Here is a 24,804-nt window from a genome sequence, read left to right on the forward strand (position 1 = left end):
TCACGTCTCCTGAAACAGGTCTGCAATCACCTCTTCGCCGAAGGCGAAGCCGGTGGAGGCGCCGTTGCCGGCGGTGATGAGGGCCAGGCGCACGGCCGGGTGCGGCGCAGCCATCAGATCGGCCTGGGGGCCTCGGGCGTAGGTTCCGGTCCAGCGCTGGAGCACCGGCGGGGCGGGCTGTCCGGTGGCGGCGCGCCATTCGTCCAGGATCAGCCGATCGACCGCCTCGCTGGCGAAGGGGTCCGGCGTGGCGGCGTCGTGGTGGCTGTCGCCCATGACCAGGGCGCCGTCGGCGTCCTGGACCGCGATCAGATGGACCCCGTCCGCCAGAGCCTGACCCTGCTCCGCCTCCAGCCGCGTGCGAAGGGCGGCCGCCTCAGGCAGGGCGGCGTAGCCGCCGTAGCGCACCAGGCCCAGGTCCGACATGACCGGAGCGGGCAGATCAAAGCCGGGCGAGGCCAGCCGCATCATCTGAAGCTTGCAGCGGGTCACGTCGGCCTGGGCCATTTGATCGGGAAACAGGCTGACCAGGTCGTCGCCGGGACAGACCACGATCCGCTCGGCCTCCACGACGCCCCGACTGGTGACGAGGCGCGGCGGCTCGACGGTCTGGACGGCGGTCTGGCGCCGAAAGGCGACGCCGAAGCGATCCGCCAGCCAGGCGGCCAGACGCGGGATGGCGATGCGCGAATCCACGCGCAGTTCGTGGGGGCTCCACAGGGCGGCGACGGTCTGGGGTCCGATGATCTGCGGCGCGCGCGCCCGCGCCTCCTCCCCCGTCATCAGTCGACACCCCTCGCCCATCTCAGTCGCCATGAAGGCCTCCAGCACGGCGGCGGCCTCGGGCCGGCGCACGGGCAGCCAAAGGCCGCGTTGCAGGACCGGCACGTCCGCCTCGCGCGCCGCCTCGTCCCAGATGGCGCGGCTGCGATGGGCGCGGCTCCAGACCTTTCCTCGCGGCTGACCCGTGACGGTGACGAAGCCGAAATTGCGGATCGAGGCGCCGTTGGCCTGGGCGTCGCGGTCGATCACCACGACCGAGAGCCCCCGCCGCGCGGCGGCCAGGGCGCAGGCCAGGCCGACGATCCCCGCGCCCACCACGGCGACGTCGTAGCGTCTCTCCGTCATCCTCGTCCTCGTCATCCAAGCGTCGCAGCAGTGGTCTAGACCACGCGAGTGCAACGGGATGATGTCAAATGATGAAACGGATGCGGTCGTGGCTGGCCCAGGCGAATCCTGTCGTCTTCGTCCTGTTCGCGGGTCTGGCGGGTTTCTGCGCCTATTTTTCCATGTACGCCTTCCGCAAACCCTTTACGGCGGCGACCTTCGACGTCGTGCCCGGATGGGACTTCGCCCTGGACTATAAGATCGCCCTGGTGATCGCCCAGGTCGCCGGCTACGCCCTGTCCAAGCTGATCGGGGTCAAGGTGATCGCCGAAATGCGGGCCGAACGCCGCGCCCTGGCCATCGTGCTGCTGATCGGGGCGTCCTGGCTCGCCCTGGTGCTGTTCGCGGTGACGCCGGCGCCGTGGAACGTCGCCGCCCTGTTCCTGAACGGCCTGCCCTTGGGCCTGATCTGGGGCCTGGTGTTCGGCTTCATGGAGGGGCGGCGCACCAGCGAGGTGCTGGGCGCCATATTGTGCGCCAGCTTCATCCTGTCTTCCGGCGTTGTGAAATCGGTCGGCAAGGCCCTGATGGAGCATCAGCACGTCAGCCCCTTCTGGATGCCGGCGGCCGTCGGGGTGGTCTTCATGCCCCTGCTGGCCGTTTCGGTTTTGGCCCTGGCCGCCCTGCCCCCGCCCAGTCCCGCCGATGAGGCCGAGCGGGTCGCCCGCCGCCCGATGATGGCGGGGGAGCGGGCCGCCTTTCTGGCGCGCCACTGGCCGGTGCTGGTCCTGCTGATCGCCGCCTATGTGCTGCTGACGGCCTTCCGAGACCTGCGCGACAACTTCGCCGCCGAGATCTGGCGGGCCCTGGGCTATGGCGACGCCGCCTCGGTCTTCACCGCCAGCGAAGGCCCGGTCGCGGTCCTGTCTCTGGTCGCCATGGGCGTTCTGATCGCGGTCAAGAACAACGGCCGCGCCCTCCTGCTCATGCATGGGGTCATACTGGCCGGTTTCGCACTATTGGGCCTGTCCACCCTGGCCTTCCAGCATGGTTTGATGTCGCCGATCGCCTGGATGATCGCGGGCGGCGCGGGGCTTTATCTGGCCTACACCCCCTTCAACGCCATGCTGTTCGACCGGATGATCGCCTATTCCGGCACAGTCGCCACCGCCGGCTTTCTGATCTACTTGGCCGACGCCACCGGCTATCTGGGCAGTGTGGCCCTGCTGCTGTTCAAGAACTTCGCCGTCGTGGACCTGCCCTGGCTGCCCTTCTTCACCGGCGCCGCCTATGCGACCAGCCTTGCGGGCCTGGTGCTGGTGGGGGGCTCGGCCCTGCTGTTTCTGCGCGGACGGCGGGACGGCGTGTCTTCAACTTGACTTTCGCGGCCGAAGCGCCCATTTGCGCTGCATCGCACAATCGCGATCTCCGGCGTCTCCAGCGCGTGTGGGTCCCCTTTCGGACCTGACTGTAGCAGCCGCCGGCTCCTCATAGTCATTCGCTGCCCGGACACGCGGGGCGGCGCCCGATCCACCCCGCAGGCCTCGTCTTTGAGGCTCCGTCGGGACTGGCGGTGCGCGGCCCGACGGCGTCATGCCATGGCCGATGCGCGTCGCCGCACGCGAAAGAAACTGCCGTGAGCATCACCTTCGAATCCATGGGCCTCAATAAGGCCCTCCTCCAGGCCCTGGCCTCGACCGGCTACGTCAAGCCCACTCCGATCCAGGAAAAGGCCATCCCCGACGTCATGGCCGGCAAGGACCTCTTGGGCATCGCCCAGACGGGCACCGGCAAGACGGCGGCCTTCGCCCTGCCGATCCTGCATCGGCTGGCCGAGAACCGCACCCCGCCTGTGCCCCGCACCACCCGCGCCCTGATCCTGAGCCCCACTCGCGAACTGGCCACCCAGATCGGCGACAGTTTCAAGGCCTATGGCGCGCATCTCGGCTTCCGCGTCGCCGTGATCTTCGGCGGCGTGAAGTACGGCGCCCAGGAACGCGCCCTGCAACAGGGTCTGGACATCCTGGTCGCGGCGCCCGGCCGTCTGCTGGACCATATCCAGCAAAAGACGCTGGACCTGTCCTCGACCGAGATCTTCGTTCTGGACGAGGCTGACCAGATGCTGGACCTCGGCTTCATCAAGCCGATCCGTCAGATCGTCAGCCGCATGCCGGCGCGCCGTCAGAACCTGTTCTTCTCGGCCACCATGCCGACCGAAATCGGCAAACTGGCGGGCGAACTGCTGAAGGATCCGGTCAAGGTCCAGGTCACGCCGCAATCGACCACGGTCCAGCGCATCGCCCAGTCGGTGGTTTATATCGAACAGGGCAAGAAGCGCGCCCTGCTGACCGAGATGTTCAGCGATCCCGAGTACAAGCGCTGCCTGGTCTTCACCAAGACCAAGCACGGCGCCGACAAGGTCGCGGCCTATCTGGAAGCCGGCGGGGTCGAGGCCGGCGCCATCCACGGCAACAAGTCCCAGCCCCAGCGTGAACGCACCCTGGAAGCCTTCAAGAAGGGCAAGCTGCGGGTGCTGGTCGCCACCGACATCGCCGCGCGCGGCATCGACGTGGACGGCGTCTCCCACGTGGTGAACTTCGAACTGCCGCACGTGCCGGAATCCTATGTCCACCGCATCGGCCGCACCGCGCGGGCGGGCAAGGACGGCACCGCCGTCAGCTTCGTCGCCGGCGACGAGATGAAGCTGCTGCGCGACATCGAAAAGGTCACGCGCCAGAAGATCCCGGTTGCGGACCGCCGCAACGACAAACAGCTGGCGGCCCTGGACGCCTCCATCATGGCCGCCGGCGTGGCCAAGAAGGCGACTCTGCCCGAACGCGAAGGCGGCGAGCGTCACGAAGGCGGTCATGGCCAGGGACGGGGCGGCCGGGGTCGTCGCAATCCCCACCGCGACGGCGTGCGTCCGGAAGGCGGCGGCCAGCCCCACCGCCAGCGCCGCAACCGCCCCGGCGGCGAGGCGGCCGCTCCCCGTCCGGAAAAGACCTACAACCCCCTGGCCGGTGAAAAGACGACCCCGCGCGAACCGCGTCCGTCCGATGCGCGCCAGCACGAGCCCCGTCCGGTCGGCGAGATGAAGCGCCGCCCCCGTCGCCGCCCCTCCAACGGCGGCAAGGGCTACGCCGCCAAGGGGTGATTCTCACCGCCTTCCCCCCGCCTGCGGGAGAGGGTCTGGAAAGAAAAACGGCGGCGCCTTTGCAGGCGCCGCCGTTGTCATGTCAGCCGGGGCTGAACCGACTTAGAAGTTCCAGGTCGCGCCCAGCGAGAAGCCGACGCCCGAACCCTTGGCCTCGCCCCGCAGGTTCGAGATGACCAGGCCGTTGTTGTACAGGTCGCGCGTGTCGTTGATCGTGGCCGTGTCGATGTCGATATAGGTCACGGCGCCGTCGAAGGTCATCGAACCGACCGTCTTGGACAGGCCGGCGGCGTACAGCCAGCGGTCGCCGTCGGGGATGCGGGCGGTGCGGTGATCGTCCGGCGTCGGGGTCGGGTCATAGCCCAGGCCGGCGCGGACCGTCATGGTCGGATCAATCTTGTAGTCGAAGCCGATCGCGCCGGTGGTGACGTCGTCATAGTCCTGAACGATGGTCGAGGATCCCGTGGCGCCGTAAGCGACGCGGATGGCGTCGAACTCGCTCCAGCCGATCTGATTGACCTGGGCGTTCAGGGTCAGGCGGTCATTGACGGCGTAGCGGGCCGAGACGGTGGCGAACCAGGGGGTGGTGAAACTGGCGACGCCGTCAGCCGAGACGTTGGCGGGAGCCAGGACGCCGGTCAGGCCCGAGATGTTCACCGTGCCGTCCAGCTCGTGCTCGATCTTGGAGCGATACGACAGACCCAGGTCCAGCTTGCCGAAATGCATCTGGGCGCCGGCGTTCCAGCCGTAGTTCCAGCCGTCGCCTTCCAGCTGGTTGCGGCCGTCGGTCGACGGCGAGACGACATAGGCGGGCGACAGAACGGCCGGGATCGGCGCGTTCGGCAGGGCCGAGGACAGGGTGGCCTTGGCGAACTGAGCGTCGAAGCCGGCGCCGATGTCCAGCCAGTCGGTGACCGTCATGGCGGCGACCAGGCTGACGTTGGCCGAGCGCAGTTCCGACGTCAGGGCGTCGTAACGGGCGAAGTCCGTCGGCTCGTACTTGGTGGTGAAGTTGTACGGCGCCTGGACGGCCAGGCCGACGTTGAAGCGGTCGCCGATCGGCATGGAGACGGCGAAGTTCGGCACGATGCCGCTTTCGACCACCTCGTGGACGTGCGGGTCGCCGTTGACCGGATAGGTGCGGCTGACGACGCCGACGCCGGCGACCGGCACATTGTAGGTCAGGGTCGAGCCGGTGTTGTCGACGTCGGAATCCAGGACCAGGCCGTGCATGCCGACATAGAGTTCACGCTGGGTTCCGGCGATGGCGGCCGGGTTCCACCACAGCGACTGGACGCCCTTGTCGGCGCCGACGCCGGCGTTGGCGCGGCCCTGGGCGCGGGTCGATTGTTCCTGGACGTAGAAGGAGCCGGCCATGGCCGGAGCGGCGACGCCGGCCAGCAGGGCGGTCGTCAGCGCAATGCCGCCCACGCGGGCGAAATTCCTGGGAGTCATAAAAGCCATTCCTATAGTTCAGCCCCCGCCATTTAAGCGGCGGTGGGTATTCGGGGAGGTCGATCGCACGGCAGCGCTTTCGTCAGGAAAACGTTGCATGCGTGGCGGGTCTCCGCCCGGAAACGGGCGAAACTGTGTCTGAAAAAGCCCACATGATCACACCGGCGAGAGGTTACGCCGGGGCAGGTTCATTCGGATGAACGACAGTGTCGCGCAATACACAGTCATTCTTTCCGCAACGGAAGGAATCCCTGACCGCCCCACATTCGCCTTGCGTATCCGTGATAGGATCGCCATCTGAAGCCGCTTCCGTCGCCGAATAGAGCCCCATGTACGAAACGCCCGAACTGGAAACCGACGCCCTGGTCCGCTCCAGCGCCATCCGCATCCATCAGGCGGAGGATTTCGAAGGCATGCGCAAGGCCGGTCGTCTGGTCGCCGAGGCTCTGGACATGATCGCCGCCCATGTGAAACCGGGCGTGACGACAGGCGCGATCGACGACCTGATCCGCGAATTCACCCTGGACCACGGGGGGCTGCCCGCCTGCCTGGGCTACAAGGGCTATGAGAAGACCGTCTGCACCTCGATCAACCACGTCGTCTGCCACGGCATCCCCGGCGACAAGGTTCTGAAAGAGGGCGACATCGTCAACATCGACCACACCGTCATCGTCGACGGCTGGCACGGCGATTCCAGCCGCATGTATGCGGTGGGCGAGATCAATGCCCGGGCCAAGAAGCTGATCGACGTCACCTATCAGTCGCTGGAGCTGGGCCTGGAGCAGGTCAAGCCGGGCAATACGTTCGGCGACATCGGCTTCGCCATCCAGAAGTTCGTCGAGGCCCAGCGGATGAGCGTGGTGCGCGACTTCTGCGGCCACGGCATCGGCCGCGTCTTCCACGACAGCCCCAACGTCCTGCACTATGGCAGGAAGGGCGAGGGCGCCGTGCTGAAGGCCGGCATGTTCTTCACCGTCGAGCCGATGGTGAACCTGGGCAAACCCCATGTGAAGGTCCTGTCCGACGGCTGGACCGCCGTGACCCGCGACAAGTCCCTGTCGGCCCAGTGCGAACACACCATCGGGGTGACGGAAGACGGGCTGGAAATCTTCACCGCCTCTCCGGCAGGACTGTTCCGCCCGAACTGAGCGGGCGAGAGCCACGCCGCCTGCGCACAGGCTCTATCCTCTTCGATGTCGTGACGCTAGGTTGCCGCCGCACAACCGAAGAGCACGACGATGAAGACGCCTTACGCCGCCGCCGGCTTGTTTCTTCTAACGCTCGGTTGCGCTTCGGCCGACAGGTCTGAGGTCGAGCGAGACCGACCCGCCGACGATCGCCAGACGGCTGCTCGGCGATGCGTTCCTTTGGAGACAAAGGCTTGGTTCAGCTGTTGGGTGTCCGCCTCGAACGCCCCGCTGACCCATTGCGTCGCCTACGCTGAGGACGACCCCGCCTGCGGGCTGAAGGCGCGGGGGGGCGCCTATCTGAGCCGCGGGGCGCCGAGCGACCATGCGGGCGCCGCAGATTGGTCGGGCGGCTGGATGCTCATCCCTGTTTTTGCGGATGAAGAGGGCCGCGTCGGAATGGCGGCCACGCGGATGGATGGAACACGCTATCTGAGCCATCACGACCAGTCGCCGCCCCCGACGGACGCGCCCCTTCCCCCGCGGTGGCCGCGTTGGCCTGCGGGGCTGGAGTTCGGCCCCGAGCAGACCAAGCCCTGATGTCGGAGACGGACGAAGCGGCCGGGGCGCCGGGCCGAACCAAGTCGTCGCCGCGCCACAGCGGTCATCGCGACCGGCTGCGCGAGCGGGCCGCCAAGGGTGGTCTGGGCGCCCTGCCCGACTATGAGCTGCTGGAACTGCTGCTGTTCCGCAGCGTGCCCTATAAGGACACCAAGCCGCTGGCCAAGGATCTGCTGGCGCGGTTCGGCGGGCTGGAGGGCATCGGCGCCGCCAGCCACGAGGCGGTCGAGGATCAGGTGGCGCGTTCCCTGGGCTATGCGCCCGGCAAGGCGACGCGGGCGGTGGCGCTGGACCTTCAGCTGATCTTCGACGTGACGCGGCGGATCGCGCGCGAGCCGACGGCGAAACGGCCCGTCATCTCGTCCTGGAGCGCCCTTCTGGCCTATGTGCGCGTGGCCTTGCAGCACGAGCCGCGCGAGCAGTTCCGCGTCCTCTACCTGGACAAGAAGAACCAGCTGATCCTGGATGAGGTCCAGAACAGGGGCACGGTGGATCACGCGCCGGTCTATCCGCGCGAAGTGGTGCGTCGCGCCCTGGAGCTGTCGGCCAGCGCCCTGATTCTGGTGCACAACCACCCTGATCACCCCTCAGCGATCACGTACGGTCACGCCTGATACCGCTGAAACACTTGGCTTTTCTTCACTTGTGTACCCGCTTCGGCATTGGCAAACTGGGGGCGGTTGTAGGGGGATCGGGAGCGGTACTGCACTCGCTTACCGACCCCAACCCAGCCAAGTGTTCTCAGTGATTTTGAGGTGTGGCCGTGGGTAGTTTGAACGATGGAGCGATCCGGCAGGCGTTGAAGCGGGTCGAGCTGACCGGCAAGCAGGAGAACCTGACCGAGGGCGAGGGTCGCGGGACCGGTCGCCTTGTCTTGATCGTCCGTGCCATGCCCACGCGCGTCATTGCCGAATGGATGGCGCAGCAATGGCGCGACGGTAAGCGCTCCAAGAAGAAGCTTGGGGACTATCCCTCGATGTCTCTCGCCCAGGCACGCGAGGTGTTTAAACGCGATTTTTCGGACGCGATCCAGAAGGGCCGCAGCATCAAGATCAGCGGCGACACAAGGCCTGGCACCGTCGGTGACCTCTTTGAGGGATATGTCGCCTCCTTGAAGGCCGCGGGAAAGTCGTCCTGGAAGGAGACGGAGAAGGGTCTCAACAAGATCGCAGACACGCTCGGCCGCAACCGACTGGCTCGCGAGATCGAGCCAGAGGAGCTTGTTGAGCTTATTCGCCCGATTTACGAGCGTGGCGCACGATCCATGGCGGACCACGTCAGGTGTTACTTACACGCCGCCTACAGCTGGGGCATGAAATCCGAGCACGACTATCGGAACTCGTCGCCTCGGCGGTTTCGCATCCCGTTCAATCCGGCGTCTGGCATCCCGACGGAGCCGAAAGTGCAAGGCACCCGCTGGCTCGATGAGGACGAGTTCGTGAAGCTTTACCGCTGGCTCGACTGCCCAGATGTGCCCGTGCATCCCTCTTACCCTCGTGCGATCCAGCTCATCATGCTCACGGGCCAGCGGGTCGAGGAGATCGCGCGTCTGCACATCGATCAATGGGACCCGAAGGAGCGGATCATCGACTGGTCGAAAACGAAAAACATGCTTCCGCACGCCATCCCGCTGCCCTCGCTCGCGGCCGAACTCATTGAGTCCATTACCCCGGGCCCAGGCGGTTGGTTCTTCCCCTCCGCCAAGGATCCAAACCAGCCCGTCGGGCACGGCACCTTGTACTCTTTCACCTGGCGCCAGCGAGACCGAGGAGTCATTCCATTCGCTACAAACCGCGATCTTCGTCGCACCTGGAAAACGCTATCGGGCAAGGCAGGGATTGCGAAGGAAATCCGCGACCGCATTCAGAACCATTCGCTGCAGGACATCAGTTCCAAGAACTATGATCGCTGGAATTACATGCCCGAAAAGCGAGCCGCGATGGCGAAGTGGGATCGATACGTGCGCGGCCTGCTCGCCCGCAAAGACCTGAAGAAGGCGGCATAATGCGGCGTGTACTGATCTGGTGCGCGGTTTTGGCGGGCGTCAGTATGGCCAGCGCAGCAGCAGCCGACCCCTGTACGGGTCCGCTGCCGTCCACTGCGGGCCAGACCTTTTCGGGAGCAGTGCGCTATGTTGGCGACGGGGACAGCCTGTGTATCGGCGCATCAAGCGACCCTCAAAGCTGGATCGAAGTACGGCTCGCTGACTTCGATGCGCCAGAACTTCATTCCCCTTCCGGCGCACTGGCCAAAGGCGCGTTGGAGTCGGTCGCGCTGGGCCGCTCGGCTGCCTGCACGTCCGTGCGAGGCCGCTCCGGGCGGGTCCGGGTCTATGACAGGGTAATCGCTCTTTGCACGATCGGTGGACGATCTGTCGGAACCTTGCTCCGGCAGGCCGGCGCGCTTCAAGGCGGTCGCTAGGCTCTGGACCTTGAAGCTTTTTACCCTTCACCCTGCTAGGGTTGGCGCATGATCGCCCCCGTCCCACTGCCGGATGGTGACGGCTACGCCTCCCTACTGGCCGAGCTCAAGGAGCGGATCCGAGCGGCCCGCTTGAAGGCAGCCGTCGCCGTCAACCAAGAACTGATCCTCCTTTACTGGAGCATCGGTCGGGACATTCTTGCGCGACAGTCAGCCGAAGGCTGGGGCGCGCGGGTGATCGATCGTCTGGCCAGCGACCTGCGCCGCGACTTCCCGGAAATGACGGGCTTGTCGCCCCGCAACCTGAAATACATGAGGTCTCTAGCCGACGCGTTCCCCGAGGCTGAGATCGTGCAACAGGTTGTTGCACGATTGCCGTGGGGCCACGTGATCAAGCTAGTCGAAACGATCAAGGACCCGACTGAGCGCCTCTGGTACGCCCGTCAGACCGTCGAGCACGGCTGGAGCCGTAACGTCCTCGTTCATCAACTTGAGAGCGGGTTGTACCATCGTCAGGGCAAGGCGTTGAGCAACTTCGCCCGGACCTTGCCGGCCCCTCAGTCAGATCTCGCCCAAGAGCTGATCAAGGACCCTTACAGCTTCGACTTCCTCTCCCTGGGTCCCGACATATCCGAACGCGAGCTCGAGCGGGGCCTTCTTGAACATCTCCGCTCCCTTATCCTGGAGCTTGGCAAAGGTTTCGCTTTCGTCGGCAGCCAGCACCATCTCGAGGTCGGCGGGCAGGACTATTATCTCGATCTCCTCTTCTACCATCTGCGTCTTCGGTGTTTCGTGGTGGTCGAGCTTAAGATCGAGGAGTTCAAGCCCGAATTCGCAGGGAAGATGAACTTCTACCTGTCTGCGGTTGACGATCAGCTCCGCCACGAAACGGATGCTCCGACTATCGGCATCATTTTATGCAAGGGAAAGAACGAGGTCGTTGTCGAGTACGCGCTCCGAGACTCGAATAAACCCATGGGGATTGCCGAGTATCGCGTATCGGCAGCCCTGCCCGCGCCGCTACAGGCCGACCTTCCGACTGCCGCGGAGTTCGAGCGAGACTTTCCGCTGCTGTCTTTGGTACAACTGCGAATGGAGGTCGAGCGCGAGCTGAGAACCATCCTCGCTGACGAGGTCCCGGGCGATCGGCCCCTCGGCATTGCGGCGGCGCTGTCCACTCTCGAGAGGCTCGGTCTCGCTCCGGCCAGTACGTCAGCCTTCAGAACGTCGGTACAAGTATTGCACCGCGCCGCGCACGGCATGGAGAGCTCAGCCCAGGAAGCGGCCGAGGCGTCGGTGATCGCGTCGACCTTTTTGAACGAGCTTCGCCTCCTTCGAGAACGAGGCCACGTATGACCACCCATACGCTCAGGTGCGGCTACTATCTGCGCCCGCTCGACGTCACGTAAGTGTCCCAAATAGGCAGGTTCAGGGCGGCGCCGTGACGGCGGAGCCATTCCGCGCAAGCGCTTCAATTCAACGACATCCCCAAGCTGGTTTGCATCTGGCCGTTCGCACGCTGTTCTACGGCGATGCGGCTCGCTATACCAACTTCCATAGGCATTTTGAGGGAACGGCTGAGTCGAGCCGCAGCAAGCGGCCTGGGGCGGGGGAAGAATGTTCTTGAATGATCAGGAGACGGCGACCGATCTCCTCTATTACGAAGCGATCGCGAAAACTGTCGTCAAGCTGATCCGCCAGACCCCGGATGCTCCGATTACCATCGGCGTTCATGGCGATTGGGGCGCTGGCAAATCCAGCGTCCTGAAGATGACCGAAGCCGCCTTCGCTGGAAACGACCGCGTCCTCTGCCTCTGGTTCAATGGATGGACCTTCGAAGGTTTCGAAGACGCCAAGACGATCGTCATCGAGACCATCGTCGATGAACTGCGTCGCGCCCGACCCAACTCGACGAAGGTCGCGGACGCGGCGAAGAAGGTTCTGAAACGCGTCGACTGGCTCAAGCTCGCTCGCAGGGGCGGAGGACTCGCCTTTACCGCGGCGACCGGCATCCCGACCTTCGATCAGATGAAGGACCTCTACGGTCTCGCGACGTCGATCCTCGCCAAGCCCCAGGATCACATCTCGATCGAAGACCTGAAGGGGGTCGCCGAGAAGGCCGGCGAGTTCGTCAAGGACGCGCCCGAGGAGAGCGACCACCTGCCCGAGCACATCCATGCCTTCCGCAAGGAGTTCAGAGAGCTGCTCGACGCCGCCGACATCGACCAGCTGGTGGTGATCGTAGACGATCTCGACCGCTGCCTGCCGAAAACAGCCATCGCCACCCTCGAAGCGATCCGGCTATTCCTGTTCGTCGAGCGTACCGCCTTCGTCATCGGCACCGATGAATTGATGATCGAGTATGCGGTGCGCGAACATTTCCCCGACCTGCCGCGGAGTTCCGGTCCACTCAGCTACGCGCGCAACTATCTCGAGAAGCTCATCCAGGTCCCCTTTCGCATCCCGGCGCTCGGCGTCGCGGAGACGCGGGTCTATGTCACGCTGCTGCTCGCCGAGAATGCCTTGGGCCGAGCCGATGCGAGATTCGCGAAGCTGCTCGCCGCGGCACGGGAGGACATGCGCCGGCCATGGAAGAGCCGGGGTCTCGACCGGAAGACGGTAGAGACGGCGATGGGCGGGGCGGTGCCGGCCGAGGTCGGCCAGGCCCTCACGCTCGCGGCCCATGTGACCAAGATCCTCAGCGAAGGCACACGGGGCAACCCGCGGCAGATCAAACGCTTCTTGAACTCGCTGATGCTGCGCCACGCCATCGCGGAGGAGCGCGGCTTCGGCGGCGACGTTCAGCGTCCGGTGCTCGCCAAGATCATGCTGGCGGAACGGTTCTACCCCGACTTCTACGAACAGATAGCCCGGCTCGCCGCCGCCCACCCGGACGGCAAGGTCGAAGCCTTGGGGCGGTTCGAGGATCACGTCCGGGCACCCACACTTCCGGACTATGGAGACGACGATCCGAAGTCGACCGGGAAGGCCAAAAAGCCCACCCCAGTAAAGCCTCCTGCTCTTCCGGCCGAGGCCGAGGAGTGGGCGAAGAACGACTGGATCAAGGGATGGGCGGCGATCGACCCCCTGCTGAAGGACGTCGACCTGCGCCCATACGTCTTCGTCACCCGGGATAAGCGGGGCGCGCTCGGCGGGCTCGTGTCCGCGAGCCACCTCGAGGGCTTGGTCGAGAGACTAATGGGTCCGCGCATGCTGGCGCGAGGCGCAGCCGGCGAGATCGCCAAGCTGACCGGCCCGGAACCGGAGGAGGTCTTCGACGCGATCCGCGGTCGGATCCTGCAGGAGGATAACTTCACCAAGCTGCCGGACGGCGTCCAGGGGCTGATGGTCGTCGTCGAAGCGCATCCCGCGCTTCAACGGCGACTGCTCGAATTCCTGCGCGAACTCCCTGTCGCCAAGCTGGGGGCCTGGGCAGTGTCGAGCTGGGGGACGGCCTTCTCCGACACCACGGCTCGGGACGAGTTCGCGCAGATCGCGGCCGGCTGGGCAGAGCAGTCCGAGAATGCCGTCCTCCAGGCCGCCTCCAAGGGCGTCGCCAAGCTGAAGAGGGCCTGACGGATGGGGACATCGAAAGGCTACGGCGGCGCTAGTTCGGGGCTGGTCCCGTCTTGGGTCGACGACCCATCGCCCGGCGTCGCGCCCGGACCGGCCCCGGCCCCGCCTCCGGGAGGCGGAGCGCCCCAGCCGGGTCCGGGTCAGGCACCAACCCCCCCGGCCCGCACGCCGCTCCGACCCGACACTTCCGGCGCGGGCTCCTTCCAGGGGGCCCGCGGCGCCTTCTCCCGTTTCGCCAAGACCGGCAGCCGCACCGCGCTAGGCAGCGCGATGTCGAGCTATGTGCGGAGCGGGACGGGCGGCGCCCGTCGCGCCGCACGCCGTATGGGTGCATCACGCGCGGCGGGTGCGCGTCTGCTCGGCGTCGTCCGCGACGTCCAGCGTTTGGGCGCCGCAGAGACGCTGCGGCAGCTCAACTTGCCGGGACTTGCCGGTCGTCCTGCCGCCGATGTCTTCCTCGCCATCCTCGAGTTCGTTTGTCCCCCCGGCGGAGCGGTCGATGAGGCGATCGCCCGCCAGGCCATGCTCGAGACGATCGGTGATCTCGCCGAAGCCGGCGTCGGCGACTTCGACGCGATGACGCCCGATCAGATGCAGGAGTTCTTCCTCGACTTCGTCTCCCGCTCGATCGAGGGCCGCGTCATGGCCGATCTTGGGGCCCGCGGCGTGACGCTGCCGGCCGATGTCGCAACCGTCGAGGCGGCGCAGCAGCAGCTCCACGACTTCGTCACCGGTTGCACTCAGGGCGAGCTCGCCGGCCGTCTGGACGGGGTCGAACGACTTGGGGATCGGGACGTCGAGCGCGTGGTGAACGAGATCTACGAGGCCGCCTTCGAGCTCGTGGCCGCCGCCGGGGAGGCCGCGCAATGAACCATCACAGCCTCGTCTGCCGCCTTGGCGTCGGCGATACCGCCACCGTCAAACCCTCGCGGTCCGACAGCAAGCTGACCGAGGTCTCGTTCGTGGACGGCGATCACCGCCTCGGCTATGGCCTCGGCCAAGCGCTCGACCAGCTCCGAGAACTCGGCCTGCACCCCTCCGAACGGACGGTCGATCTGGCTCTCCTCGCGGCGGCGCTGACGGCGGCGGACACCCGCATTTCCCGATCGAGCGAGTCGCAGAACGCCTGGACGCGCGAGATCGACCTCTGCCTCCCCGTCGCGGAGCCGAAGCTTTGGGAGACCTTGGCGCCGCTGATCGTCACGACCCTCAACTTCCTGACGGGCGATCGTTGGGGCGTGCGGTTCCGCGCGCGACCCAAGGGGCTCGCCGCCCTAGCGCCGGCCCCAACCAAGCTACGGACCGCAACCGCCGACTCGGTCTGCCTCTTCTCGGGCGGTCTCGACAGCTTCATCGGCGCGATCGACCTGCTTGCGGGCGGCAAGGCCCCCATGCTTGTCAGCCACTACTGGGACGGGATCACCAGCACCCACCAGACATACTGCGCCAACGTGATCGCCAAACGGTTTCCCAAGCAGCGCTTCCATCACCTGCGCGCCCGCGTCGGCTTCCCGAACGACCTCGTCGACGGCTCGGCGGGCGAGAACACCTTGCGGGGCCGCTCGTTTCTTTTCTTCGCGCTCGCCGCCATGTCGGCCGACGCGCTCGGCGGCGACATGGTCATCCACGTTCCCGAGAACGGGCTGATCTCGCTTAACGTCCCGCTCGATCCCACTCGGCTCGGCGCACTCAGCACGCGCACCACGCATCCCTTCTACATGGCGCGGTTCGATGACATCCTGGTAGGCCTTGGCCTGCCGATCCGCCTGGAGAATAGCTATCGGTTCCAGACGAAGGGCATGATGGCGAAGGGCTGCGCCGACGGGGCATTCCTCAGGAAGGAAGCGCGACACACCATGTCATGCTCCTCCCCGGCCAAGGCGCGCTGGGCCAAGGATGAGGAGGCCCGCCAACCCAAGCATTGCGGCCACTGCGTGCCCTGCCTCATCCGCCGCGCCGCGATGCTGGAAGGCCTCGGCGCGGACGACACGCCCTATCAGATCCCGGATCTGAAGGCGAAGGTGCTCGACAGCGCCAAGGCCGAGGGCACCCACGTGCGAGGTTTCCAGATCGCCCTGTCGCGCCTCGCCAAAAAACCGGTCCGTGCTAAGCTTGACATCCACCGTCCGGGCCCCTTGACCGATCACCCGAACGACTTGGCCGCTTACGAGAAGGTCTATGTCGAAGGCTTGCAGGAGGTTGGGCGACTGCTGCAGGGCGTGCGGGCCCGACCGCGATGACGCTCCCAAAAGCGGCGCACCCGCGCCTGGTCGATTTCCATTGTCACCTCGACCTCTATCCGGACCACGCCGCGCTAATCCGGGAATGTGATCGCGAGGGCGTGGCGACGCTCGCGGTGACCACGACGCCCAAGGCGTGGCCGCGCAACCGCGATCTGGCTAAGAGCTCGAGCCATGTCCGGGTCGCGCTCGGCCTGCACCCGCAGCTGGTCGCAGAACGCGAGGGCGAGTTGCCGCTGTTCGAGCGCTATCTACCCGAGGCGCGCTATGTCGGCGAGGTCGGGCTCGACGCCGGTCCCCGCTTCTATCGCAGCTTCGAAGCCCAGGAGCGCGTGTTCGCGCGCGTGCTCGCAGCCTGCGCCGAACAGGGTGACAAAATCCTGACGCTCCACAGCGTCCGCGCCGTCGGCAAGGTGCTCGGCCATCTCGAGCGTGCCCTGCCGCCCGATCGTGGACGCGTCATCCTGCACTGGTTCACCGGAACCGCCGCGGAGGCGCGCAAGGCTGCTGAGCGCGGCTGCTACTTCTCAATCAACTCGGAGATGCTGCGCTCGCCCAAGCACCGCCAACTCGTGGCCGGCCTCCCCGTCGATCGGCTGCTCACGGAAACCGATGGGCCATTCGTCGAGGCGGCCGGGCGACCCGTTCGGCCGTCGGCGGTCGCGCAGACCGTCGCAGACCTGGCGACCCTGCGGGGAGAAACCGCCGAGGCGATGGCGCGACGGATCGTGGCCAATCTCCGCGCACTCGTGTCGCAAGCTCAGGTTTGAATACACCCAATGGCGAGTCCGTATCGCAGCAGCCTTTCTCGTTGAGTTTCGAAAATCCAGCCACGACTGACGGCGACAAAACCTGGAATGTTTCCGCTTCTCGCCGCATAGCGGTACACAGGTTCAGCTCGAGATTCAGAAGGTAAAGCAGAGCGTCTTGGACAGCGTACACAATCCCGACCGCTTCATGGCGGACCTGCGACAGATCCTTTCGCAGGGACGAAAGCGCATCGGCGTACTGATCGGGGCCGGGGCACCGCTTTCGGTCAGGGTCGACGCGGACGGTAAGCTCGATCCAAACGGCCAAGCGCTCATCCCGGGCGTCGACGCTCTCACCAACCAGGCGCTTGCGAAGCTGACAGGCGCGCAAGCGACGGCCGCAGCCGCCATCCGCGCAACCCTGCCGGCCGGCGGCAACATCGAGACGATCCTGTCCAAGGTGCGCCTGCTCCAGACCGCCCTTGGCGATACGCCGATGCACGGCCTCGACGGCGAAGGCTATGCCGGGCTCGGCAAGGCCATCTGCGAGGCGATCGGCGAGATCGTCGGAGCCAGCCTGCCGGGCGGTCGGACGCCCTATCATGAACTCGTTTCATGGGTGAGCGGAACGCAGCGCGCGCACGCGATAGAAATTTTCACCACCAACTACGACCTTCTGATCGAAGAGGCCTTCGAACTCGCCCGAGCACCTTACTTCGACGGCTTCACGGGCGGCCATGCTCCCTTTTTCGATCCTGTCACGGTCGCCGGCAATGACCTGCCCCCGCGCTGGTCGCGCGTTTGGAAGCTGCACGGCTCGCTCGGTTGGAAAAGCGAGAACGGCGGCGTCGTCCGCTGCGGCGGTCGCGAGTGCTCCGAACTCGTCTACCCGGACCATTTGAAATACGACCTGACCCAGAAACAGCCCTACGCCGCGCTGTTCGAGCGACTGAAGCGGTTCCTGCTGACACCGGACACGGTGCTTTTGACGACGGGTTTCTCGTTTCGAGACGCACATATCTGCGCGGTGCTCGGCGAAGCCTTGGCGATGAATGCGAACGCGGCGGTGATCGCGTTCCAGTTTCAGAAGCTCGCCGACGAAGAGCCCGCGCGCAAACTCGCGTTCGAGCATCCCAATCTGTCCGTCTACGCCGCCGACGCCGCCGTGATCGGTGGCGTCGCGGGGCCGTGGCGCCCCGGCGACTTGCCCAAGAACTGGGGCGAAATCCGCGCCAGCTTCTGGGGTCAACGCAACGACGAGCCCGCCCTTCTCCTCGGCGACTTCGCGAGCTTCTGCCGTTTCTGCGCGCTGTCTTACTCGTCCGACCTGGCGCGTTCGAGCGAAGCAGCCGCCGCGGTCGACGATGCCGATCCTGATCCGGTCGTGGCGTGAAGGCGACCGACCCCACCTACCTGGGTCGCGTGAGCGCGGTCTCTGGCTCGACCATCACGGTCAAGCTGGCGGAGTCGCTCTCTTCCGGACTCGCCGTGATCGACGGCCATACTTATCGCGTCGGCCAAGTCGGAAGCTTCGTTCGCATCCCCCTCGGCTATCAAGACCTCTATGGAGTGGTCGCCGAGATCGGAGCCAACGCCGCGCCACAGCTTGCGGCCTTGGCCGAGATCGACACCGGGCGCTGGATGCGTGTCGAACTCGCCGGTGAAGCGATCGGCGAGCGTTTCGAGCGCGGCCTCAGCCAGCATCCCAACGTCGATGACGCGGTCCACCTCGTGACCCAGAAGGACCTCCGTCGCATCTACGGCGGTGCAGAGGAGGACCAGATCGAGATCGGTACGCTGTCGAGCGCCGAGAATATTGTGGTACGGCTGTCGCTCGACGCGCTCGTGACGCGGCACAGCGCGATCGTCGGATCGACCGGCTCGGGGAAATCCACAACGGTCGCGAGCCTGCTCCGTTCGATCGTACGTACAGCCGACAGCGTGGCGACAAGCGGCGCTCGCGTCCTTCTTCTGGACGTTCATGGCGAATACTCCGCCGCGCTCGGCGATCTCTCCAAGACTTTCAGCGCCACGCCCCAGCCGGGTGAAGAACCTCTATTCGTGCCTTATTGGGCGCTCGAAGCCGGTGAACTCCTCGACTTCGTCGCGGGCGCCCTCAGCGACAATCACCTGATCGCCTTCACCGACAAAATTCAGGAGCTGAAGGAGGCGCGGCTTCAGGCTGGTGCCCTACCGGGATTGGACCCGCAATCCCTCACGGTCGATAGTCCGGTGCCGTTCTCGTTGAGCCAGCTCTGGCATGACCTGATCGATTTTGAGACGATGACTTTCACAGGGCAGCAGCGTGACCAGCCGGCGCGAGAGGCCGCTGGAGATGCTGCGACGCTGACCGCCCCACGCTATACGCCGCACGCGATGGGCGCGGCCGGACCCTTCCTGAATCAGGCGGCCAAGGGAATCCGTCGGCCGCTTAATCTGTTGAGGTCGCGCCTGCTCGACCGACGGTTCGACTTTCTGCTTCACCCCGGTCCCTGGGAGCCCGACCTGGGCGGGCAAGCGGCCCAAGATCTCGACACATTGCTCGCCGGATGGCTGGGCCATGATCGGCCGATCACTATTCTCGACCTGTCCGGCGTGCCGAGCACCGTGCTGGTCCGTTTGATCGGGTCGATCCTACGCATCGTCTATGAGGCGCTCTACTGGAGCCGCGAGAAGACCGAGGGTGGCGTGCTCCGGCCTCTGCTCATCGTGATGGAAGAGGCTCATCGCTATGTCAGCCCGGACAGCGGCAACGTTGCAGCGGACATAGTCAAGCGGATCGCGAAGGAAGGCCGCAAATACGGCGTCGGCGCCATGCTCGTGTCGCAACGCCCGTCCGAGATCGATGAGACAGTGCTTTCGCAATGCGGCACGCTAATCGCCCTGCGACTCTCCAACCCCGCCGACCGAGGGCGCGTAAAGGGTGCGCTTCCTGACAATCTGTCCGGGCTCATGGACCTCTTGCCGGTACTGCGCACCGGAGAGACCATCATCTCGGGAGAGGCGGCAAGATTGCCCGTGCGCTGCCGTGTATCGCTGCCGCCCGCCGATCGCCTGCCGCGAAGCTCCGACCCCGCGGTGAGCGCGGCCTGGCGGACTCGTCGGGTGGCCGAAGGATATGATCGCATGGTGGCCTCATGGCGGGCGCAGCGAACTACCGCCGTGGTGCGCAGTGTCGCCATCGCGCGCACGGCCATCGATGAAAACGAACAGTAGGAAGCCCCATGATTCGAGACCCCGTCGCGTCCAGCAACATCTCCTCGATCGGCTATGACGCTGATAGCGAGACCTTGGAGGTCGAGTTCACCAACGGCTCGATCTACCAATACTTCAATGTGCCTTCGGGCCTGAACGATCAGCTCATGGCGGCCCCGTCGAAGGGGCAATTTCTCAACGTCTACGTCAAGAACGCCTACCCTTATTCGAGAGTGGGCTAGCTTTGCATCCGCACCTGAGGTGAGCCGGTACAAGGGGGAAAGTCTTCCCCCGCGGCCGAGCCTGTCGTCTCGGCCGACCCCTTCTGCGGGGACACCCCGCAACGCCCCGAGAGTGAGAGGGCTGCGGCTGTCGCCGTGACGGGTTGAGGGTCGAGAGAGAGGCTCCCGGCCAGCCCGTCGCGGGAGACCTGCGATGACCAATGTGGAAGTTCTGGACGCCCACCCCGATGCCCGGAGCGGCTACCGTGTCGATGTCGGCCGCGGCCAGCGGATCGGGCGCGTGTCGTCCGAATGGTTCAGCCGTCCGGCCGACGAGCGTTACCTGTCCCTGTCCGAGCTGATGGCGTCGGTCAAGGGCCGCGCCGAGCGCAGCCGCACGCGGACGGTGGAGAGCGCTGCGGTCCGGGTCGAGGCCGATCGCGACAACGCCGAGCGGCTTGCCTTGGTCCTTCCTGGCTCGGATCAGCCAATCGCGCCCACGCACTGGAGTTTCGGCCAACTCGCTGCGCTTGTCGGCGCACCAGCCGCCTACCTCCGCCAACTCCCGGCGCCGCTCGCCGGCATCAATCTCCAATACGGCCTGACCTCCCACCGCGCCGAGCAGGTGAAGACGCTCGAAACCGACGACGGCCGGATCGAGCTCCGCGCCGTCACTGGCCCGGACTATGGCCGTATCTACGATCATGAGCTGGTCGCCGCCGTACAGCGGATCGCTGGAAACGGCACCGGCGACACGCGCTGGAAGGTGCCGGGCGTGCTCGATTGGTCGACCGGCATCTACAATCCGCTCGTCGACATCACTCAGGACACGACCACACTTTACGCCTCGGACCGCGACGTCTTCCTGTTCCTGGTCGACGACCTCAACCCAATCGAAGCCGGACGGCTGCCCGACGGCTCGCCCGACCTCTACTTCCGAGGCTTCTACTGCTGGAACTCCGAGGTGGGCGCTAAGACGCTTGGCATGGCGAGCTTCTACCTCCGCGCCGTCTGCCAGAACCGCAATCTCTGGGGCGTCGAGGACTTCGAGGAAATCACCATCCGGCACTCGAAATACGCCGCCTCTCGCTTCGCGCACGAGGCGGCACCGGCGCTGACCCGCTTCGCCAACTCCTCGCCGCAGCCGTTCATCAACGGCATCGCCCAGGCGCGTCAGCGGATCGTCGCCCGCACCGATGACGACCGGACCGAGTTCCTGAGGAAGCGCGGGTTCGGCAAGGCCGAGACGGCGAAGATTATCGAGACCGTGCTCGCCGAGGAAGGCCGCAAGCCCGAGTCCGTCTTCGACTTCGTGCAGGGCATCACCGCGGTGGCGCGGGACAAACCGCACCAGGACGCGCGGCTCGATCTCGAGGCCCGGGCCAAGAAGCTGCTCGACCGGGCGGCGGCCTGACTCTCGCCGAACCGGGGTGCCGGACCTCCGGGTCCAAGGCTTACCGGTTCGGCGGCTCTGCGCTTCTCATCATCAACGTCTTCGCGGCGTCGCCCTTCAGAGTGAGAGGGCGGCGCTGCGCTTCGTGACGGGTTGAGGGTCGAGAGAGTGGCTCCCGACCGCCCGTCATGGAGTGAAGACCATGGCTAGTGCCGTTCAGAAGATCACCCTGTCCGCCTCGCAGGACATCCCGTTCAACAAGCTGCTCCTGTCCCAATCGAACGTCCGCCGGGTGAAGGCCGGCGTCTCGGTCGAGGAGCTCGCCGAGGACATCGCCCGTCGCGGCCTGCTCCAGGGCCTGTCGGTCCGCGCCGTCATCAACGAAGCCGGCGAGGAGACCGGCATGTTCGAGATCCCGGCCGGCGGTCGCCGTTACCGGGCGCTCGAACTTCTCGTGAAGCAGAAGCGTCTGGCCAAGACCGCGCCGGTGCCCTGCATTGTGCGGGTGGGCGGCGTCGCCGAGGAGGACAGCCTCGCCGAGAACGTCCAGCGCGCCCCGCTGCATCCGCTCGACCAGTTCCGCGCCTTCCTGGCGTTGCGCGAGAAGGGTCAGTCCGAGGAGGAGATCGCCGCCACCTTCTTCGTCGCGGTCGCCGTCGTGAAGCAGCGCCTGAAGCTGGCCAGCGTCAGCTCCAAGCTGCTCGACGTCTATGCCGAGGACGGCATGACGCTCGACCAGCTGATGGCGTTTACGGTCTCGGGCGATCACGTACGCCAGGAGCAGGTCTGGGAGCGCATCTGTCAGTCACACGACAAGCAGCCCTATATGATCCGGCGCTGGTTGACCGAAGGCGCGGTGCGTGCCGCCGACAAGCGGGCGCAGTTCATCGGTGTCGACGCCTATGTCGAGGCCGGCGGCTGCGTCCTCCGCGACCTGTTCCAGGGCGACGACGGCGGCTGGCTACAGGACATCGCGCTCGTCGACATGATGACCGCGGAGAAGCTTTGCGAGGAGGCCGCCAAGGTCGAGGCCGAAGGCTGGAAGTGGGTCGAGGCGGCCCCCGACTTTCCCTACGGCCACAGCTTCGGTCTGCGGCACCTGCGCGGCGACGCCGTGCCGATGACGCCCGAGGAGGAAGCGACGCGCAACGCCCTCCAGGCCGAGCTCGACAAGCTCACCGCCGAATATGAGGACGCGCCCGAGCTGCCCGAGGAGATCGACCAGCGCCTGAGCGAGATCGAGACAGCACTGGAGGCGATCGAGCTGCGGCCGCTCGCCTTCGAGCCGGACGACATCGCTCGCGCGGGTGCGTTCGTCAGCATCGACCGCAACGGCGGGCTGACGATCGAACGCGGCTATGTCCGCCCCGAGGACGAACTGCCGATCGAGCCGGAGCTGGAGACCGCAGACGGGGAGCGCGCGCTTGCAGCCGACTACGAGGGCGGTGCCAGCATTACCGCCGACGCCGATGCTGAACCTGCGTCCGAGCCGGAGGAGGACGAAGGCCTGAAGCCCCTGTCCGATCGGCTGGTCTCCGAGCTGACCGCGTATCGCACCGTCGCGCTGCGCGAGGCGCTGAGCGAGCGACCCGACATCGCCTACCTCGCCGTCTTGCACGCGCTCTCGCTGCGGGTCTTCTACCACTATGCGCAGGACAGCTGCCTCGAACTGGAGCTGAAGAGCGTCAGCTTCCCTGCGCAGGTGCCGGGACTGACCGACAGCAAGCCGGCGCAGCAGCTGCGGTACCTGCACGAGACGTGGGAAGCCCACCTGCCAAAGGAGCCGGAAGCGCTCTGGGACACGTTGGTCGGATGGGACGAGGAAAGCCGACAGGCACTGTTCGCCTTCGTCGTCGCGCACGGCGTCAATGCGTCGGTCGAGGCCTACAACCGCCGTCCGCGGGCGATCGCCCATGCCGACCGCATCGCGGCGGCGGTCGATCTCGATGTTGCTGCGACCGGCTGGACCCCGACCGTCGACACCTTTCTGGGCCGAGTGACCAAGGCGCGCATCCTGCTCGCGGTCGCTGAGGCCAAGGGTCAGCGCGCGGCCGATCGGATCGAGCACATGAAGAAAGGCGAGATGGCCGACCAGGCGCAGGAGCTGCTCGTCGGCACGGGCTGGATCCCCGAGCCGCTGCGCACGCCAGGGCGGCCGGTCACCGAGGCTTCGGCCGAGGTGGCGGACGAAGCTGGGGCCGACGCACCCACGGTGACGGCGGACGACGCGACTGAGCCGACCGGCGAGGAGACGGCGGCGGACGGCGGCGAACCGGCCATGGCCGAGCATTGCGACCTCGCCGATGATGGCGACGTCGCGGAAGGCCACGCCCCCTTCGCTCACGCGGCCGAGTAGGTCAGCTCCCCGACCTGCTCGCTTCGAGGGTCCGCCGTCCCCCCCGGCGGGCCCTCGTTTTGTTTTGGAGAGCACGCATGCCCGAAGACGCTTCCGATCTGGCACGCCGCCTCGCCGACCGGGCCGAGGCGGTCTGCCGACATTATCTGACCAATGGCCGCCGTGAGGGGCGCTACTGGCTCGTCGGCGACAGCCAGAACACGCCCGGTCGCAGCCTCTATGTCCGTTTGCACGACGGCGGTGCCAATGGCGGCAATGCAGGCAAATGGACCGACGCTGCCACAGGCGAGCACGGTGACCTGCTCGACCTGATCGCGGCCGCTCGGCAGCTCAGCACCCTTCGCGACACGCTCGACGAAGCACGAGCATTCCTTTCGTTACCCCGTCTCGATCCACCTCAGAGACAGCTGCCCGCACCGACCGGTTCGCCTGAGGCTGCTCGCCGCCTGTTCGCGATGGCACGACCGATCGCCGGGACGCTCGCGGAAACCTATCTCCGATCACGCGGCCTGACCGGACTGCGGGGTCACCCCGCGCTTCGCTTCCATCCGCGCTGCTACTTTCGGGGCGACGAAGACGACCCGCGCGACCGCGTCCGCGACGCGTGGCCTGCGCTCATCGCTGCTGTAACCGACTTGGCCGGCACCCAAACCGGAGCGCATCGCACCTGGCTCGATCCGTCGGGCCGGGACAAGGCACCGGTGTCGACGCCGCGGCGGGCGATGGGTCATCTTCTCGGGCACGGGGTCCGGTTTGGCGTGGCTCAGGACGTGATGGCGGCGGGCGAAGGCATCGAGACGATGCTGTCGCTGCGAACCGTCCTGCCGACCCTGCCGATGGTCGCTGCCTTATCCGCGAATCACCTCGCCGCACTATTGCTCCCGCCCACGCTTCGCCGGCTCTACCTCGCGCGCGACAAAGATGCGGCCGGTCACGCGGCGGTCGATGCACTGGTTGAACGAGGCAGGTCGGACGGGATCGAAACGTTCGTGGTGGATCCCAGACAGGGCGATTTCAATGACGACCTCCGCGCTGACGGACCACAGGCGCTGGCCAGAAGGGTTCAGGATCAGCTCGCCGCGGCAGACGTAGTGCGCTTTCTGGAAGCGACCCGCGCTGGCTGAGCGCTGCTAAGCTCGGTCGGGATTGGTCTGGGGCCCCGGACGGTCAGGGTTCGCCAAGCTGAGAG

At 66.2% G+C, this 24,804-nt stretch carries 19 protein-coding genes; 17 read left to right on the plus strand and 2 right to left on the minus strand.

Annotated features, from left to right (window positions below; genetic code table 11):
- The gene (locus JL11_RS00055) at window positions 1–1,128 is read right to left on the minus strand and encodes a TIGR03364 family FAD-dependent oxidoreductase (RefSeq protein ID WP_054763876.1); all 1,128 of its coding nucleotides are present in this window, start codon (window positions 1,126–1,128) and stop codon (window positions 1–3) included.
- A gap of 71 nt (window positions 1,129–1,199) precedes the next feature.
- Between JL11_RS00055 and JL11_RS00060 the strand changes: the two genes are divergently transcribed.
- Entirely contained in the window at window positions 1,200–2,486 is a 1,287-nt protein-coding gene (locus JL11_RS00060) for a DUF5690 family protein (RefSeq protein WP_152951001.1), read from the plus strand.
- Between the two features lie 278 nt (window positions 2,487–2,764).
- Window positions 2,765–4,261, plus strand: coding sequence for a DEAD/DEAH box helicase (locus JL11_RS00065; protein WP_054766722.1), 1,497 nt, complete (start codon window positions 2,765–2,767; stop codon window positions 4,259–4,261).
- A gap of 102 nt (window positions 4,262–4,363) precedes the next feature.
- On the opposite strand, the gene JL11_RS00070 is transcribed toward JL11_RS00065, so the two are convergent.
- On the minus strand, window positions 4,364–5,716 hold the full coding sequence (locus JL11_RS00070) for an OmpP1/FadL family transporter (RefSeq protein WP_197273327.1): 1,353 nt from the start codon (window positions 5,714–5,716) through the stop codon (window positions 4,364–4,366).
- A 329-nt stretch (window positions 5,717–6,045) separates the two neighbouring features.
- On the opposite strand from JL11_RS00070, the gene map reads away from it, so the two are divergent.
- The 15 genes from map to JL11_RS00145 all read left to right on the plus strand — a co-directional run bounded on the left by map (window position 6,046) and on the right by JL11_RS00145 (window position 24,739).
- Complete coding sequence (gene map, locus JL11_RS00075) at window positions 6,046–6,864, plus strand: type I methionyl aminopeptidase (RefSeq protein ID WP_054763879.1); 819 nt, start codon at window positions 6,046–6,048, stop codon at window positions 6,862–6,864.
- Window positions 6,865–7,113: 249 nt separating this feature from the next.
- Window positions 7,114–7,443: a hypothetical protein gene (locus JL11_RS00080; RefSeq protein ID WP_054763880.1), complete on the plus strand. Its 330-nt coding sequence runs from the start codon at window positions 7,114–7,116 to the stop codon at window positions 7,441–7,443.
- A complete protein-coding gene (locus JL11_RS00085; protein WP_054763881.1) occupies window positions 7,443–8,078 on the plus strand; it encodes a JAB domain-containing protein in 636 nt (211 codons plus the stop codon). The genes JL11_RS00080 and JL11_RS00085 overlap by 1 nt, the downstream gene beginning before the upstream one ends.
- Before the next feature lie 149 nt (window positions 8,079–8,227).
- The gene (locus JL11_RS00090) at window positions 8,228–9,469 is read left to right on the plus strand and encodes a site-specific integrase (RefSeq protein WP_054766723.1); all 1,242 of its coding nucleotides are present in this window, start codon (window positions 8,228–8,230) and stop codon (window positions 9,467–9,469) included.
- Window positions 9,470–9,933: 464 nt separating this feature from the next.
- Window positions 9,934–11,241 (plus strand): PDDEXK nuclease domain-containing protein, encoded by a 1,308-nt coding sequence (locus tag JL11_RS00095; protein WP_054763882.1) that lies wholly within the window; start codon window positions 9,934–9,936, stop codon window positions 11,239–11,241.
- A 261-nt stretch (window positions 11,242–11,502) separates the two neighbouring features.
- A complete protein-coding gene (qatA, locus tag JL11_RS00100; RefSeq protein WP_054763883.1) occupies window positions 11,503–13,461 on the plus strand; it encodes a Qat anti-phage system ATPase QatA in 1,959 nt (652 codons plus the stop codon).
- A gap of 270 nt (window positions 13,462–13,731) precedes the next feature.
- Window positions 13,732–14,331 (plus strand): Qat anti-phage system associated protein QatB, encoded by a 600-nt coding sequence (gene qatB / locus JL11_RS00105; RefSeq protein ID WP_156314129.1) that lies wholly within the window; start codon window positions 13,732–13,734, stop codon window positions 14,329–14,331.
- Window positions 14,328–15,701 (plus strand): Qat anti-phage system QueC-like protein QatC, encoded by a 1,374-nt coding sequence (gene qatC, locus JL11_RS00110; RefSeq protein ID WP_054763885.1) that lies wholly within the window; start codon window positions 14,328–14,330, stop codon window positions 15,699–15,701. Before qatB ends, qatC begins: the two co-directional genes overlap by 4 nt.
- Window positions 15,698–16,471 carry a Qat anti-phage system TatD family nuclease QatD gene (qatD, locus tag JL11_RS00115; RefSeq protein WP_054763886.1) on the plus strand — a complete coding sequence of 258 codons (774 nt, stop codon included), beginning with the start codon at window positions 15,698–15,700 and terminating at the stop codon, window positions 16,469–16,471. The genes qatC and qatD overlap by 4 nt, the downstream gene beginning before the upstream one ends.
- Window positions 16,472–16,628: 157 nt before the next feature.
- Window positions 16,629–17,843, plus strand: coding sequence for an SIR2 family NAD-dependent protein deacylase (locus JL11_RS00120; RefSeq protein ID WP_197273328.1), 1,215 nt, complete (start codon window positions 16,629–16,631; stop codon window positions 17,841–17,843).
- Window positions 17,840–19,666 carry an ATP-binding protein gene (locus JL11_RS00125; RefSeq protein WP_054763887.1) on the plus strand — a complete coding sequence of 609 codons (1,827 nt, stop codon included), beginning with the start codon at window positions 17,840–17,842 and terminating at the stop codon, window positions 19,664–19,666. Before JL11_RS00120 ends, JL11_RS00125 begins: the two co-directional genes overlap by 4 nt.
- A gap of 8 nt (window positions 19,667–19,674) precedes the next feature.
- On the plus strand, window positions 19,675–19,887 hold the full coding sequence (locus JL11_RS00130; protein ID WP_054763888.1) for a KTSC domain-containing protein: 213 nt from the start codon (window positions 19,675–19,677) through the stop codon (window positions 19,885–19,887).
- A gap of 193 nt (window positions 19,888–20,080) precedes the next feature.
- Window positions 20,081–21,280 (plus strand): hypothetical protein, encoded by a 1,200-nt coding sequence (locus tag JL11_RS00135; RefSeq protein WP_054763889.1) that lies wholly within the window; start codon window positions 20,081–20,083, stop codon window positions 21,278–21,280.
- Between the two features lie 181 nt (window positions 21,281–21,461).
- Window positions 21,462–23,615 carry a ParB/RepB/Spo0J family partition protein gene (locus tag JL11_RS00140; protein ID WP_054763890.1) on the plus strand — a complete coding sequence of 718 codons (2,154 nt, stop codon included), beginning with the start codon at window positions 21,462–21,464 and terminating at the stop codon, window positions 23,613–23,615.
- A 77-nt stretch (window positions 23,616–23,692) separates the two neighbouring features.
- The gene (locus tag JL11_RS00145) at window positions 23,693–24,739 is read left to right on the plus strand and encodes a DUF7146 domain-containing protein (RefSeq protein ID WP_054763891.1); all 1,047 of its coding nucleotides are present in this window, start codon (window positions 23,693–23,695) and stop codon (window positions 24,737–24,739) included.
- Window positions 24,740–24,804: the final 65 nt, after the last annotated feature.

Source organism: Brevundimonas sp. DS20 (assembly GCF_001310255.1).
Classification (GTDB): Bacteria; Pseudomonadota; Alphaproteobacteria; order Caulobacterales; family Caulobacteraceae; genus Brevundimonas; species Brevundimonas aurantiaca.